The following is a 14,218-nucleotide window of genomic DNA, read 5'->3' as shown; positions in this document are numbered from 1 at the left end:
CTTGTTCTAAGTAAAAAAACAGTTTGTCTACTTATCGTCTTTTTCATTTCTAATCTTATATAGATTCAAACGCTATCTCACGACAATCTTCCGATAACTTCTGGAAGTCAGCAGAAAGACGAGGACATAAGAGATGAAAAAGACAGCACAGATTGCTAAGGTTGTTTGAAGGACCAAGCCCGCATTGGTCGCTCCTAAGATGGCTACGATTTTTGCAATCATCTTGTAGGCCACTCCTAGGTACAAGAAGGAGAAGAATAGTGGAAGGAAAAAGACAGTGAGAATTTGTTTGCGAATAGTGGTCCCGGTTTGCTTTTGGTCCAATCCTACTTGTTGCAAGATCACAAAATTATCCCGATCCTCATGCCCCTCTGAAATCTGCTTGTAGTAAATGACGAGTACTGTAGCTAATAGAAAGATGACTGATAGGAAAATCCCAATAAAGAGGAGAGTCCCTGCTGTTTCACGCCACTCCTTCTCTATACTGTATCGTTCATATCCACCAAAATAAGTCGCACCATATTGACTCATTTTGTCTGTCGAATACAGCTCTTTGGTCACGTCACCAGTAAAATCTTTGTTGTCTTTATTTTTGGCATTAATAGCGAATTCCAAATTTTTATCGACTTTTAGTCCCAATTGACTCAAGTCAGGGAGGACAAGGTACAAGCCCATTTGGTGTTGAAACAGGGCGTTTTGTGGGATCTTCCCTTGGATAAAATTGGAATCTAGTTTTTGTTTAATCGTGAAGGTCTTCCCATTGATTTCTAACTGCGAGTCTAATCTTCCTGGATACTGATACCCATAAGCTAAGATTTCATTTTCTCCAAGCTCAACTTTTTGACCGGTCAGTTGCTCATAAGTCGCCTGATCAAAAAAGTAGACGGTTCCTTCTGACTTCAACTCCTGATCAGTTTGTTGATAAGACTGCTCATACACCTCTAAGACCTTTCCATCAATCTTTCGAATTTCAGCCGACCAGTATGTTGTCTGTGCCACCTGATAATCTGATAGATTTGTCGCATCGGCTGTTTTCTTAATTTGAGCTTGAACATCCTTGATAACCGGTTCTGTCTCAGCATCTGAAGGCATATGCCCCACACTAATCATGTAATCAGAAGGGTAAACAGTATCTAGGTAGTTCTGCCCTCCAATAAAGATATTGAGCGACCCGGTTAAGGTTACCAAGACCATGGTGGAAAGAATACTAATGGTCGCAAGGCCCGCTGCATTTTTTCGCATCCGAGCGATTAAGTTAGAGACGGATATAAAATTCTCTGGCTTGTAATAGTAGGATTTCCTACCTTTGAGAAATCTTAAGAAGGTAATGGAGCCAGCGTTGAATAAGAGATAAGTCGCCAGAATGACCAAAATGACAGCAATAAAGAATCCTTGAACAGCAGCTACCGGACGCTCAACGGTTAGCGCTATATAAAACGCAATTCCTAAGAGCCCAAGTCCTAAAAGAGTTTGGACCAGCAAGAAGCGTCCCTTCTTCTCTCCTGCTTTTTTCTGTTGCATGAGGTGGAGGGAACTGTAGCGCAAGAGGCGGAAAGAATTCAACAAGAGAATGAGGCCAAAAGCTAAGGCTAACCCAAGTAAAGTGTCAATGACAGCTCCTAGCTGGAAGGTTGATTGAATGACGACTGGTAGCCCCATACATTTTAGGAGCAAGGCAAAAATCAGGCGATCAAATAAGAGCCCCAAACCTAGTCCTACTCCAACTGTGAGAACATAGAAGAAGAGCAATTCCCATAAGGTCATGATGAGGAGATGCTTCTTCTCCATTCCCAGAACACTGTACAAGCCCAGTTCTTTGGAACGATTTTTCATGACAAAGCCATTGGCATATGCCACCAAAATGATGACGACCAGCTGGACGACGAAACTACCAAAACCAAGAACAGTTCTCGCCGCCCCCCCTCCGTAAGAATCCTCTAAATGAGGGGTCGATGCCAAAGCGATAAAGCTATAGAGGATCATGGTCGTTAAAATAACAGCCAAGGCAAAGGGGTAATACAGCTTGCGATTTTGTTTGAGGTTAGAAAAGGATAATTTACTCGATAATTTAAACATCGCTATCCTCCTTACCCGCCATAACCGTCAAAGTATCCGAGATTTCTTGGAACATCTGACGTTCTGTTTTTTCCCCGCGGAAGATCTGGTTGTAAAGGATCCCGTCCTTAATGAAGAGCACGCGCTTGGCCCTCGCTGCGGCTGCGGTTGAGTGGGTCACCATGAGGATAGTTTGCCCCATGCTATTGATATCTTCAAAAACGTCCAGCAAAGCAGCCGAAGACTTGGAATCCAGCGCCCCTGTTGGCTCATCGGCAAGGAGGATTTCAGGTGAGGTGATAATAGCCCGTGCTACAGCCACCCGTTGTTTTTGGCCACCAGAGATTTCGTAAGGATATTTCTCAAGAAGCTGGTGAATGCCCAACTCTCGACTGACGCTATCGACCTTACTCATCATTTCCTTGACTGGTCTGCGAGAAAGGACAAGAGGCAAGAGGATATTGTCCTTGACCGATAAGGTATCGAGCAAATTGAAATCTTGAAAGACAAAACCTAATTTTTCCCGACGGAAACTAGAGGCATCCTTGTTCTTGATGGTTGAGGTGTCGGTGCCATTGAGGTAGACCCGTCCTTCCGTCGGCTGGTCCAGCATGGCTAGGATATTGAGGAGGGTCGATTTCCCAGATCCTGATTCCCCCATGATGGCGACGTATTCGCCCTTCTCCACGGTGAAGTGGATATCTTTTAGGGCTTCGACCTGAGTTCCTTGGAAGCGGGTTTTGTAGATTTTTTTCACATGTTGTACATCTAATAAGGCCATTTTCATTCTCCATTTCCATCTAGTTATATGATTGATATTAATAGAACTTCTTACATCTCTATTGTAACGATTTGGAAAGAGATCTACAATAAGCTAACCTTTCATTTTCAGCCTGATTTCTTACATTTCTGTAAGGTATTAAAAAACTAGCTTCCTTGCGGGAGCTAGTTCCTTCTTATAAAGCTGTGATGGCTGTGATCAAACCAAAGATGATCCCTGGTGCATTGGCTGCAGCAAGTGGGATATCGCGTTCTTTTTTGAAGAGTCCATAATAGACCCAAAGGCTACAGTTGATAGCGGCAACTAAAGGTTGGACAAAGTTTCCTTTGTGACCAGCGAGGTTATCCATGATTTGTGGGAAGTAAGACACATACATCATCACAGACATAAAGGTTGCAACCCAACCAAGAATTTTCATTTGTTTTTCATTCATTTTCAAAATACCTTTCGTTTTTTAAGTACGCACTATTCTAACGCTTGCCCTCTTAAAATTCAAGTACTTTTTTCAAATGTTACCGAACTGTAAAGTGTCACAATCTTGTGATTTTGAAGTGCACAAAAAAGCCCGCCATAAGCGAGCTTCTCTTTTCTTAAATCTGCACAATCTTGCGATAACTACGAGAGGTGATCCAAAAGACGATTAGGTAGGTGATGAGAAAGACGGCACAGACACTGAGGGTGACGATGAGGACTTGGCTACTATTGATGACACCGAGCACTTTAAGAATAAGGCGGATCATATGGTAGGCAAAGGCCAGGTGGACAAAGGCAAAGATAAGGGGAAGGAAGAAGACGGTTCGCACTTGACGGTTGATGGTCCGTTTGACTTCATCTTCATCAAGTCCCACCTGTTGGAGGATAACGAAGCGGTCACGGTCTTCATAGCCTTCTGAGATTTGCTTGTAGTAGATGACGATGACTGTTCCGACCATAAAGATCAATGACAAGAAAATACCAATAAAGAAGATGCCACCAAAGAGGCTATTCATTTCTCTCACATTATATGCTCGATTGCCTCCATAGACAAAAGTTCCTTGTCCCTGTTGGCTACTCAGTTCATCGATCATCTTGTCATAACTAGCTGCCAGCTTGAGTTGCTGGTCTTCGTCAACATTGACATTGAAACCACCATAGATTTGAGTAACGACAGCAAGGTTCGGAAACTGAGCGACAAAGGCTGAAAGGTCAGGCACGATCAGGTAATTGAAATCCTCTGTCAGCATATTGAAGATATTTGGAACATGATCGGTGATAAAATCCTTGGTCACTTCTTCCTTGACTTGGAAGTCTTGCCCATTGATGGTAAACTGCTTTTGCCCTGTGAGAGCCTTATTGTGGGCAAAGAGGATGACTTGGTTGCCGGTCAGATCGACGTGTTCTCCTGTCATCTGCTCATAGCTAGCTGCATCAAAGACCAGAAAGACTGTTCTCGGTCTGACATCGTTTTCATCATCAGGATAGACCGTGAAGTCTGTGCCCTTTTGTGATTCGACCCCAAAGGTAGCATAGTTCATCAGGTCACGATTTTTGATCTCAAGCTGGTGCTCAGATGCAAATTCATCAAATTTTTGATTGATTAGCTCCAAATCCACGCCTTTTCCTTGAATGGAGAAATCATGTGGATTCATGATTTTCTTGATCGTTTCACCACCGATATAGATGTTGGTTGCAGAGGAGATGGTCACCAATACCATGGTTGAGAGGATGGCAATGGTCGCAAGGCCCACTGCATTTTTCTTCATGCGATAGATGAGGTTAGAGACCGAAATCATGTTGTTGGGTTGGTAATAATAGGCCTTCTTTTTCTTAAGCAAGTGCAAGAAGACAGTGATCCCTGCATTAAAGAGCAGATAAGTTCCGATCATGACCAAGATAACTGCTAGAAAGAAGATCACAATCGCAGACATGGGGTCTTCAACAGCTAGCGCTAGATAGTAGCCAAAACCGAGTGAAGCTATGCCAAGGATGGTTTGGGGCCACAAGAAGCGGGCTTTCTTTTCACCACTGGCTTTCTCACGCGTCAACTGCAGAGCATTCAAACGGAGAATGCGCCAAGCGTTGAGAAAAACTAGGAGGCCAAAGATGAGACCAAAGGTGACAAAGACCAAAATTACAATCCCAGGTTGGAAGGTGGATACTAGCTGGACCTTCATCTTCATGAGTTTCAAGAGAAAGGCAAAGATCAGCTTGTCAAAGAGAGCCCCAATCAAAACACCAGCTGAGATAGTCACAAAGCCAAACATCAAGAGCTCCTTGAAGATCATGCTGATGAGATGCCGCTTTTCAAGGCCCAGCATGCTGTAGATTCCCAGCTCCTTGGAGCGGTTTTTCATGACAAAGCTATTGGCATAGAGCACGATGATGGCTCCAGCAGCATTGACCACAAACAGTCCCAAGCCTAGGGTGAAGAGTATGGAAGATCCCCCTCGCAGCTTAGAAATGTTGGGATTAAAGGTCAGGGAGTCAAAGAGGTAGGCGATGGTCACTGCGAGAATGACCGCAATCGCAAAGGGATAATAGAGTTTGCGGTTCTTGATGAGATTAGAGCAAGCTAATTTAGTGGTTAATCGAAACATCTACTCCACCTCACTTGCCATGACCGTCAAGGTATCCGAGATTTCTTGGAACATCTGACGTTCTGTTTTTTCCCCACGGAAGATCTGGTTGTAGAGAATTCCATCCTTGATAAAGAGCACGCGCTTGGCCCGAACTGCTGCTGCGGTTGAGTGGGTCACCATGAGGATAGTTTGTCCCATGGTATTGATATCTTCAAAGACGTCAAGCAAAGCAGCCGAAGACTTGGAATCCAGCGCCCCTGTTGGCTCATCAGCGAGGAGAATTTCAGGTGAGGTGATAATAGCCCGTGCCACAGCCACCCGTTGTTTTTGCCCACCAGAGATTTCGTAAGGATATTTCTCTAGAAGTTGGTGAATGCCCAACTCTCGACTCACGCTATCGACCTTGCTCATCATTTCCTTGACCGGTCTGCGAGAAAGGACCAAAGGTAAGAGGATATTGTCCTTGACGGACAAGGTATCCAGCAGGTTGAAGTCTTGAAAGACAAAGCCTAGTTTTTCCCGACGAAAGCTGGACGCATCCTTGTTCTTGATGGTTGAAGTATCGGTGCCATTGAGGTAGACCCGCCCTTCCGTCGGCTGGTCCAGCATAGCTAGGATATTGAGGAGGGTCGATTTCCCAGATCCTGACTCCCCCATGATGGCCACGTATTCACCTTTTTCCACGGTGAAGTGAATATCTTTTAGGGCTTCAACCTGCGTCCCTTGAAAACGGGTTTTGTAGATTTTTTTGATATGTTGAACGTCTAGTAATGACATGCTTTTCTCCTTTAACTAGTAGATCAAGAAAAATTCTTGGGTTTGTTGTAGGACTTGGCGACCAAATTCCGCCTTTTCCAAATCGGTTTTCTTATTTGGTTTTTTAATCTTTTTGGGTTCTTTCATCCATTTCAAGAGTTTCATTTTCTTGACCTCCTTCATTTGATGAGACTATTGTATAAAAAATAAAAGGTGGTCACCATAACCTAACCTTTCATTTTTAAAATTAAATCTTACATTTTTGTCATTTTTAAATAAAAGAGGACTTTAGGGAGAGAATCATTAGGTACCGACGTATTCCCCTAATCCATGACCAACTTCTTCTCTTCAAAGTGAATGGCAACAGTCGTCCCTTGGCCGACTTGAGACGTCATCTGGAGTTGGTGCCCTAGCTGATCGGCAATCTTTTTAGACAGATAGAGGCCTAGTCCAGAAGATTGCTGGGTCAAATGCCCATTGTAGCCGGAGAATCCCCGCTCAAAGACACGGAGTATATCACTATCCTTAATTCCAATCCCACTATCTTTCATATAAAGGGTCTGATCTTTGAAATAGATCTCAATCCCGCCAGTGCTGGTATACTTAAGGCTGTTAGACAGCAATTGCTCGATGATGACCAAGAGCCACTTGCGATCGGTAATGACGGCGACATCTAAGTCATGCAGATCCACCGTCAAGCCCTTTTGAATAAAGAAGATGGCATACTTTCGCACGACTTCTTTGACCAGCTCTTCGAGTGGAACACGCTTAAGAACCAAATCATCGTGAAAGCTTTCGAGTCTCAGATACTGGAGGACCACATTGGCATAGGAATCAATCTTAAAGAGCTCCTGCTCCATTTGTTGTCTCAGATCGCTGTCTTCTATATTTTTAACCAAGAGTTGACTGGCCGCAATGGGCGTCTTAATCTGGTGGACCCAGAGGGTATAGTAATCCATCAGGTCATTGTAGGTCTCTAGACTCACCGTTGTCTGCTCACGTTGGGCTTGCTGACTGGTTGCTAGTTTCTGACTCAAGACCAGTTCTAGAGGGGTCTCAGGTAGTCCCTCCCCATAGAGCACTTCCTTCCGACAGGCCTGATACCTAGCCACAGCATCCCAAATGACCAGAAGAAGACTCAAAAAAGCCAAAATTCCTGTCAGGTAAAGGAGAAAATTGCGGTAGCCTTCGAATATATAGGCAAACAAGACCAGGGACGAAAGGAGTAAACCAATCAAATAGAGATAGCGGCGATGAGAAATCAGATAGTGTTTGACAAATAAGAATTGATTATCCATTGCTCAACCTGTATCCTATCCCTTTTTTCGTTTCGATAAAATGTTCCAGTCCTGCTTCTTCGAGTTTCTTCCGAAGTCTAGCTACATTGACCGAGAGGGTGTTATCATCAATAAAGAAATCACTGTTCCACAATTCCTTCATTAAATCATCCCGAGCCACTACACTTCCAGCTTTTTCAAAAAGGATGCGAAGAATTTGAAATTCATTTTTGGTCAAATTAACCACCTCTCCCTCGTAGACCAGATCCATGGATTTGAGATTGAGGATGGCGCCCCGGTGTTCTAACAAATCTTGATCAGTTCCAAACTCATAAGAGCGGCGAAGGAGACCCTGAATTTTTGCCAGAAGAACATTGGGATCAAATGGCTTGGTCACATAGTCATCTCCTCCCATATTGATAGCCATGACGATGTCCATAGCTTGATCTCGTGAGGATAAAAACATGATAGGGACCTTAGACACCTTACGAATCTCCTGGCACCAATGGTAGCCATTATAAAGAGGAAGGCCAATATCCATCAGAATCAGATGAGGATTGGTCTGGACGAAGGTCCCCAATACATCCATAAAGTCATCAACTGCAATAACTTCAAAGCCCCACTGCTCCATGATTTTCTTCACTTGTTGGCGAATGGTTTCATCATCTTCGACAAGAAGAATTTTGTGCATGCTCTTTCCTGCTCTTTCTTACTAGAGTATTACCCTTTCATTATATCAAATTATCTAAGGAGCATACATATTTTTCGCCATCTCAACTTACAGGTAACTCCTTTCGTCAATTTCCTATTTTTACTGAGGGGCTTTTCAGGTATTTTATGCTATACTGAACATACAGATACAAAGGAGAATCTCATGTCCACGATTTTTGATTATCTAGACTATGTCGCCTATGATTCCATCTACGATCGCCCTTTTAAGGAACTCGATGTCCTGGCACTGACAGAGCTGACCTATCTTCCTTTTGATCGGATCGTGCCCCAAGGGGATACGACCAATATTGAAGTCCGCTTATCTGATGCAGCAGAGCTAGTCGATCGAACCACAGATTTCATCGTGACAGACCAACACCTGCAATTAGTCGATGTCCTAGCTACATCCAAACGCTTTAAGAATCTCAAACTTCTTAACTATGTCGACGAATATGACCCCGATGTTCAGAAGCAGTTTGCGGCTATGACCTATCGTCTTACTATGGATGTTTATTTAGTTGTCTTCAGGGGGACGGATGATACCTTGATCGGCTGGAAGGAAGACTTCCACATGACATATATGGACCATATCCCATCTCAGAGGCGTGCAGCCAGCTACCTACAACATGTCATGAAGGAATTTCCTAAAGGACGCTTTATGGTAGCCGGCCACTCCAAAGGAGGCAATCTCGCAGCCTACGCCTGCTCTTACCTTCCAGATCATCTGATTGAACGGGTCGACGCCATCTACTGTTACGACGCTCCTGGCCTCAACAAGTCCATTATCGAAACGGAGGGCTATCAACGAATCGCTCACCTCGTTCACCCCTTTGTCCCGCAAGGGTCCATCGTTGGGATGATGCTGGAAGTTCCTGAGCCTGCTACGATTGTCAAAAGCCGTGCCTTTGGTGGCTTTGCCCAGCATGACGCCTTTACTTGGATGGTTGAAAAGGATGGATTTGTGACCCTGGATCAAACCAGTCCCGATAGCCAGCAGACCGACGAGACCCTGAAGCAGTGGGTTCGCGAAACATCGGCGGATGAGCGCAAGAAGTTCTTTGATACTTTTTTTGGCATTTTTCTGGACGCCGGCATCACTTCGATTAATGATTTGATGAACTTGAAAAATTTCTCCAAGATCAAAGAAATCTTTCAAAATGCTCAGGACCTAGATCCAACAGAAAGAGAAATGCTGGAACGTCTAGCCAAGCAACTCATCGACACCCGTGTCCAAGCTTGGAAAAAATGGCAAACAGTTCCCCGGATCCTGCTTCAAATGGCTGCATTTTTCAAGCGAAAGAACGCAGTCGAGTCCTCCTCACCTCTGCTTCTTGAGCACAAAGATTGACAATTTTAACTCTATTTTATAAAATGTAATAATATCGTTTACATCAAATGGTGTAAACGAATTTTTTTTATAGAAAGAGAATTCATTAAAGCAAAACAAAACCCAGGAAATCACATTCCCTGGGTTTTTCGCTTCTTATTGACGATAGAAGTATTGATCTGCTGGATAGTTCCCAGCTGATTGGGTAACAACCAAACGAGGTTTGCTCTTATCTGACTGGTCTCCATCAGGATTTTCAAAACCAATCTTAAAGAGGCCAACTGCCACTCCTGTTTCTCCCACACGTAGATCTACATAAGGGACTTTACTTGTCTTATCCGAGTTTGGCACTGCTTTTAATCTTCCTTGGCCTTTCACAGTTCCATCTTCTTGGATGACCATCTCTTGGCCTTTGGCATTGCGCCATGTCCCTGCCAAGCTTGAAAAATCTCCATTATTGATAGCCGCAATATCGAGGTCTGCTTCCTTCTTAGGCTCTGGGTAAGCTTCCCACCATTTGTCCTGGTAGGCTTGGAAGGAGGCTTGATGGTAGAAGATACGTCTCAAAGGTGAAACGACGCCATCAGGACCTTGAACATTTTCAGGAATCAAGGTGACAATCAATTCTTGACCAGGAGTTTCTCCAGTTGTTCCAGCTTGGACAAAGTAAACCTGATAGGTTGATCCAGCTTTCTTAGGTTTCTTATCTTTATTGAGGACAAATTGGACATTGCTAGCTCCACTCCAGAAGCTCCACCCCTTATCCTGATCAGAGTAGATAGAAGGAAAGACAGTAGTCCGGTGATTGTAATAATCTTCTGGACTATAGCCATACAGCTTAAATCCGGAATCCGCAATCTGCTGTTCAATCGATTCATTGGAATAGCTTCCTGAGAAGGTTGTCAAATCCCCATCCAATACTGCATCATCTGGATTCGTCGACTTGAAGAAATCCTTCCGATTGGCAAAGACCATCTCATGATCGGGGTCTTTGTCTGACATGGTTACCGTAATAAGGGGGTCTTTATCTGTTTTGTATTTAAAGATACGCACAGTGATGGTGAAATCCTTATTTCCATCTGACTTTTTCATCTGACTAGTAGAAACTTTATTGGCTCCTTCTACTTTGAAATCCGTTGAGAAAGTTGCTGATACAGGACCATCTTCTGTCTCGTAATCAATCTTCCAAGATTTCCCATCTTTTTGAATCTTGGCCTTATCACGCGCACTTGAGACATATTCACCAGATAGATCGATGGCTTTTTCCTTAGAAGAAGAAGAGGTCTTCGAGGTCTGATTGAACTCTTTTTGATGATCCGGTTGAATATTGGAGCTAGAGTAGAGATAGACTCCTCCGATTAGAACCACTGCACTCACAAAAGCGATGATCATCCAAAGATATTTCTTATCTAATTTTTTGATCATTTCAATACCTCCTTGAAATGGTAGTTACCTAATAGTATACCTTAAATTCTATTTAAAGCAAATTTTGACTGAATTTCATAAACTTTTTATCGTTTTTCGATACTTTTTTGTTGACTTATTTTTTATAAGGAGTATACTATAAGTGAAAAATAAAAAACTTTAAGGAGGCTTGCGATGAAAAACTCAAAAACCTTAAAAAATGTCATTGAAGTCTTAACGGCTTTCATTTACTTCTGTGGCTTTATGACCCTGGCTGCACTGGTCATCCACCTGCTTTCTCGGATGGGAGTGTTTAAGGATCTCATTCAATCTGGACGCTTGTCCTTTGAGGTAAATGGCATCCAGCTCTTCCCCAAACATCTGCAACCCCTCTGGCAGCTGCTCTTCCCACTAGCCTCAAGCGCTATTTATATTTTTCTTCTCCTCACTATTCGCAGCTTCCTCCAAAATCTCTATCAAGAAAAGATCTTTTCTCACTCCAACATTGATCTTTGCAACCGAGCTTGGAAGATCCTCTTGGTCTTGTCCTTTATGTCTGGTACACTTGAGACCAATGGCGATGCTTATCTCCTTCCCTTCACCTTCCAATTGACCTTTAACACAGGACTTCTCCTTGCTGTCCCAATTGTCTGGATCCTTGGCAAGATTTTAGAAAGAGGGATTGAGATCGCTGAAGAAAATGAGCTAACAATTTAAGGAGGGGACCATGATTATCGTCAATCTAGATGTCATGCTGGCCAAGCGAAAGATGAAATCTAATGAGCTAGCAGACAAAATCGGCATTACGACAGCCAACCTCTCCATCCTCAAGACAGGCAAGGCCAAAGCCATCCGCTTCACTACCCTTGAGGCCATCTGCAAAGAACTGGACTGCCAACCAGGAGATATCCTGGAATACCAGCCAGATGAATAGGACATGTATTTAAAAATATAATTGGAGACTTGCCTTATCGACACAAGAAAAGCACTCCCGCGGGAGTGCTTGAGAGCATAGACAATCTGCTCTTCCTTACAAATCAAATAAATTCTATAAAAATTAAAAAATTTATTCGTAAGAATTATTCAATCATCTACTGAAACTTTCCGCCGTGAGAAAAGTGCCTGAAACACAGTTGTTTCAGGCACTCGGAATTATTGAGAGTAAAACAGTTTGGGAAACTGTTTTAGCCTGAGCCCAGAAATTAAAGAGCGAAGGGGCTCAATAATTAGTCCTGGAACTTCTTCGAAGTTCGCTGACGTCCGTACTCACCTAAGGAAAGTTTTTTAGATGATTTTTTCTTTGTCTATCGTTTAGCCAATAATGCTTCCATTTGGTACAGATGGATCAACCGTTAAGACTGTTAATTGATCCCCGTGTTCTGCGGAAAGAATCATGCCTTGGCTGACATATTTCTTCATCATTTTACGTGGTTTGAGGTTGGCCACGATTTGGAGTTTCTTGCCGACCAATTCTTGTTCATTTGGATAGAATTTCGCGATACCAGAAAGGATTTGACGGTCTTCGCCATCTCCTGCATCTAGGCGGAAGCGAAGCAATTTGTCTGATCCTTCGACGCGTTCCACTTCTTTGACCTCTGCTACACGGATTTCAACCTTGTCAAAGTCTTCAAATTTAATCTCGTCTTTTTCAGACTTGAGTTCCACTTCTTCTGGAATCCATTCTTTTTCTTGTGGTTTACCAGCAGTCATTTGCGATTGGATGTAGGCAATTTCTTCATCCATGTCCAGACGTGGGAAAATTGGAGTTCCTTTGGCAACTACTGTGACATTTTCAGGGAAGCCAGCTAAGGTCAAGTTTTCAAGATCGAAGTCCAAGTCCAAGCCAAGTTGTTCCATGATGGCATTTGAGGTGTTCATCATGAATGGTTGGATCAAGTGAGCCACAACACGAAGGCTAGCTGCCAAGTGAGCCATGACCGCTGCCAATTGTTCCTTGTCACCATCTTCTTTAGCGAGGACCCAAGGAGCAGTCTCATCGATGTATTTGTTAGTCCGAGAGATGATGTTCCATACGGCTTCCAAAGCGCGTGGGTAATCCACCGCATTCATTTGCTTGTGGTACTCAGCGATGTTTTCTTCAACTACCTTAGCCAAATCTGCATCAAATGCTGTGACATTTTCGACATAAGCCGGAACTTGACCACCAAAGTATTTATTGATCATGGCTACCGTCCGGTTGAGGAGGTTTCCAAGGTCATTAGCCAATTCATAGTTGATGCGGGCTACGTAGTCTTCTGGTGTGAAGGTACCATCCGAACCAACTGGAAGACTACGCATGAGGTAGTAACGAAGTGGATCCAAGCCAAAGCGTTCCACCAACATTTCTGGGTAGATGACATTCCCTTTAGACTTAGACATCTTGCCGTCTTTCATGACAAACCAACCATGGGCAATCAAACGTTCTGGCAATTTAACATCCAACATCATGAGAAGGATTGGCCAGTAGATGGAGTGGAAACGAAGGATGTCTTTTCCGACCATGTGGAAAACGGTTCCGTTCCAGAACTTGTCAAAGTTGCCATGCTGCTCTTGATCATAACCAAGAGCTGTTACGTAGTTGAGAAGGGCATCAATCCATACATAAACCACGTGTTTTGGATTGGATGGGACTGGGACTCCCCAAGTAAAGGTAGTCCGAGATACTGCTAAATCTTCCAAACCGGGTTCGATAAAGTTTTTCAACATTTCATTGAGACGGCCATCTGGCGTGATGAAGTCTGGTTGGGATTTGAAAAACTCAACCAAGCGGTCTTGGTATTTGCTGAGGCGAAGGAAGTAAGATTCTTCAGAAACCCATTCTACTTCGTGGCCTGATGGGGCTACCCCACCGACGACCTTGCCATTCTCATCACGGTATACCTCAGCCAATTGGCTTTCTGTAAAGAACTCTTCATCAGAGACTGAATACCAACCAGAGTATTCACCCGAGTAGATATCGTCTTGCGCAAGCAAGCGTTCGAAGACTTGGGCCACCACTTTTTCATGGTAATCGTCTGTCGTACGGATGAATTTATCATATGAGATATCGAGTAATTGCCAGAGTTCTTTCACTCCAACCGCCATCCCATCTACATAAGCTTGCGGCGTAATGCCAGCTTCTTCGGCTTTTTGCTGGATCTTTTGACCGTGCTCATCGAGACCAGTCAGGTAGAAGACATCGTAGTTCATCATGCGTTTGTAACGAGCTAAGACGTCACAAGCAATGGTTGTATAAGCTGAACCGATATGCAATTTACCAGATGGGTAATAGATAGGGGTTGTGATGTAGAATGATTTTGTCATTTTCTTTTCCTTTCAAGGCTAATGAAACCTTATGTAATAACACTTC

Annotated in this window: 13 protein-coding genes; 3 read left to right on the top strand and 10 right to left on the bottom strand. The window is 43.5% G+C overall.

Going from position 1 to position 14,218, the window contains the following annotated elements:
* Positions 1–72: 72 nt before the first annotated feature.
* The 8 genes from EL081_RS03145 to EL081_RS03115 form a co-directional block, all read right to left on the bottom strand.
* Positions 73–2,076 (bottom strand): FtsX-like permease family protein, encoded by a 2,004-nt coding sequence (locus EL081_RS03145; RefSeq protein ID WP_126403934.1) that lies wholly within the window; start codon positions 2,074–2,076, stop codon positions 73–75.
* Positions 2,069–2,836: an ABC transporter ATP-binding protein gene (locus tag EL081_RS03140; RefSeq protein WP_126403933.1), complete on the bottom strand. Its 768-nt coding sequence runs from the start codon at positions 2,834–2,836 to the stop codon at positions 2,069–2,071. The genes EL081_RS03145 and EL081_RS03140 overlap by 8 nt, the downstream gene beginning before the upstream one ends.
* A gap of 175 nt (positions 2,837–3,011) precedes the next feature.
* Entirely contained in the window at positions 3,012–3,269 is a 258-nt protein-coding gene (locus tag EL081_RS03135; protein WP_003006102.1) for a SemiSWEET family transporter, read from the bottom strand.
* 157 nt (positions 3,270–3,426) lie between these two features.
* The gene (locus EL081_RS03130; RefSeq protein ID WP_126403932.1) at positions 3,427–5,412 is read right to left on the bottom strand and encodes an FtsX-like permease family protein; all 1,986 of its coding nucleotides are present in this window, start codon (positions 5,410–5,412) and stop codon (positions 3,427–3,429) included.
* Positions 5,413–6,171 carry an ABC transporter ATP-binding protein gene (locus EL081_RS03125; RefSeq protein ID WP_126403931.1) on the bottom strand — a complete coding sequence of 253 codons (759 nt, stop codon included), beginning with the start codon at positions 6,169–6,171 and terminating at the stop codon, positions 5,413–5,415.
* Positions 6,172–6,186: 15 nt separating this feature from the next.
* Complete coding sequence (locus EL081_RS10205) at positions 6,187–6,315, bottom strand: hypothetical protein (protein ID WP_023022528.1); 129 nt, start codon at positions 6,313–6,315, stop codon at positions 6,187–6,189.
* A 158-nt stretch (positions 6,316–6,473) separates the two neighbouring features.
* Positions 6,474–7,448, bottom strand: coding sequence for a sensor histidine kinase (locus EL081_RS03120; RefSeq protein ID WP_126403930.1), 975 nt, complete (start codon positions 7,446–7,448; stop codon positions 6,474–6,476).
* On the bottom strand, positions 7,441–8,118 hold the full coding sequence (locus EL081_RS03115) for a response regulator transcription factor (protein ID WP_126403929.1): 678 nt from the start codon (positions 8,116–8,118) through the stop codon (positions 7,441–7,443). The genes EL081_RS03120 and EL081_RS03115 overlap by 8 nt, the downstream gene beginning before the upstream one ends.
* 183 nt (positions 8,119–8,301) lie before the next feature.
* Between EL081_RS03115 and EL081_RS03110 the strand changes: the two genes are divergently transcribed.
* The gene (locus EL081_RS03110) at positions 8,302–9,486 is read left to right on the top strand and encodes a DUF2974 domain-containing protein (RefSeq protein WP_126403928.1); all 1,185 of its coding nucleotides are present in this window, start codon (positions 8,302–8,304) and stop codon (positions 9,484–9,486) included.
* A gap of 135 nt (positions 9,487–9,621) precedes the next feature.
* Here the strand turns inward: EL081_RS03110 and EL081_RS03105 are convergent, their stop codons facing one another.
* Positions 9,622–10,890: a DUF6287 domain-containing protein gene (locus tag EL081_RS03105; RefSeq protein ID WP_126403927.1), complete on the bottom strand. Its 1,269-nt coding sequence runs from the start codon at positions 10,888–10,890 to the stop codon at positions 9,622–9,624.
* Positions 10,891–11,064: 174 nt separating this feature from the next.
* Between EL081_RS03105 and EL081_RS03100 the strand changes: the two genes are divergently transcribed.
* Complete coding sequence (locus EL081_RS03100) at positions 11,065–11,586, top strand: DUF2975 domain-containing protein (RefSeq protein WP_126403926.1); 522 nt, start codon at positions 11,065–11,067, stop codon at positions 11,584–11,586.
* Between the two features lie 10 nt (positions 11,587–11,596).
* On the top strand, positions 11,597–11,803 hold the full coding sequence (locus EL081_RS03095) for a helix-turn-helix domain-containing protein (protein ID WP_023022515.1): 207 nt from the start codon (positions 11,597–11,599) through the stop codon (positions 11,801–11,803).
* A 377-nt stretch (positions 11,804–12,180) separates the two neighbouring features.
* On the opposite strand, the gene metG is transcribed toward EL081_RS03095, so the two are convergent.
* Entirely contained in the window at positions 12,181–14,172 is a 1,992-nt protein-coding gene (metG, locus tag EL081_RS03090) for a methionine--tRNA ligase (RefSeq protein ID WP_126403925.1), read from the bottom strand.
* Between the last annotated feature and the right edge of the window lie 46 nt (positions 14,173–14,218).

Origin of the sequence: Streptococcus viridans (assembly GCF_900636365.1) — a bacterium.
Lineage (GTDB): Bacteria > Bacillota > Bacilli > Lactobacillales > Streptococcaceae > Streptococcus > Streptococcus viridans_A.
This window is presented reverse-complemented; position numbering and strand designations above follow the sequence as displayed.

Coding starts and splice junctions, on each gene's coding strand:
- EL081_RS03105 (WP_126403927.1), bottom strand. CDS start 10,890: ATGATCAAAAAATTAGATAAGAAATATCTTTGGATGATCATCGCTTTT.
- EL081_RS10205 (WP_023022528.1), bottom strand. CDS start 6,315: ATGAAACTCTTGAAATGGATGAAAGAACCCAAAAAGATTAAAAAACCA.
- EL081_RS03100 (WP_126403926.1), top strand. CDS start 11,065: ATGAAAAACTCAAAAACCTTAAAAAATGTCATTGAAGTCTTAACGGCT.
- metG (WP_126403925.1), bottom strand. CDS start 14,172: ATGACAAAATCATTCTACATCACAACCCCTATCTATTACCCATCTGGT.
- EL081_RS03140 (WP_126403933.1), bottom strand. CDS start 2,836: ATGGCCTTATTAGATGTACAACATGTGAAAAAAATCTACAAAACCCGC.
- EL081_RS03125 (WP_126403931.1), bottom strand. CDS start 6,171: ATGTCATTACTAGACGTTCAACATATCAAAAAAATCTACAAAACCCGT.
- EL081_RS03095 (WP_023022515.1), top strand. CDS start 11,597: ATGATTATCGTCAATCTAGATGTCATGCTGGCCAAGCGAAAGATGAAA.
- EL081_RS03130 (WP_126403932.1), bottom strand. CDS start 5,412: ATGTTTCGATTAACCACTAAATTAGCTTGCTCTAATCTCATCAAGAAC.
- EL081_RS03120 (WP_126403930.1), bottom strand. CDS start 7,448: ATGGATAATCAATTCTTATTTGTCAAACACTATCTGATTTCTCATCGC.
- EL081_RS03145 (WP_126403934.1), bottom strand. CDS start 2,076: ATGTTTAAATTATCGAGTAAATTATCCTTTTCTAACCTCAAACAAAAT.
- EL081_RS03110 (WP_126403928.1), top strand. CDS start 8,302: ATGTCCACGATTTTTGATTATCTAGACTATGTCGCCTATGATTCCATC.
- EL081_RS03135 (WP_003006102.1), bottom strand. CDS start 3,269: ATGAATGAAAAACAAATGAAAATTCTTGGTTGGGTTGCAACCTTTATG.
- EL081_RS03115 (WP_126403929.1), bottom strand. CDS start 8,118: ATGCACAAAATTCTTCTTGTCGAAGATGATGAAACCATTCGCCAACAA.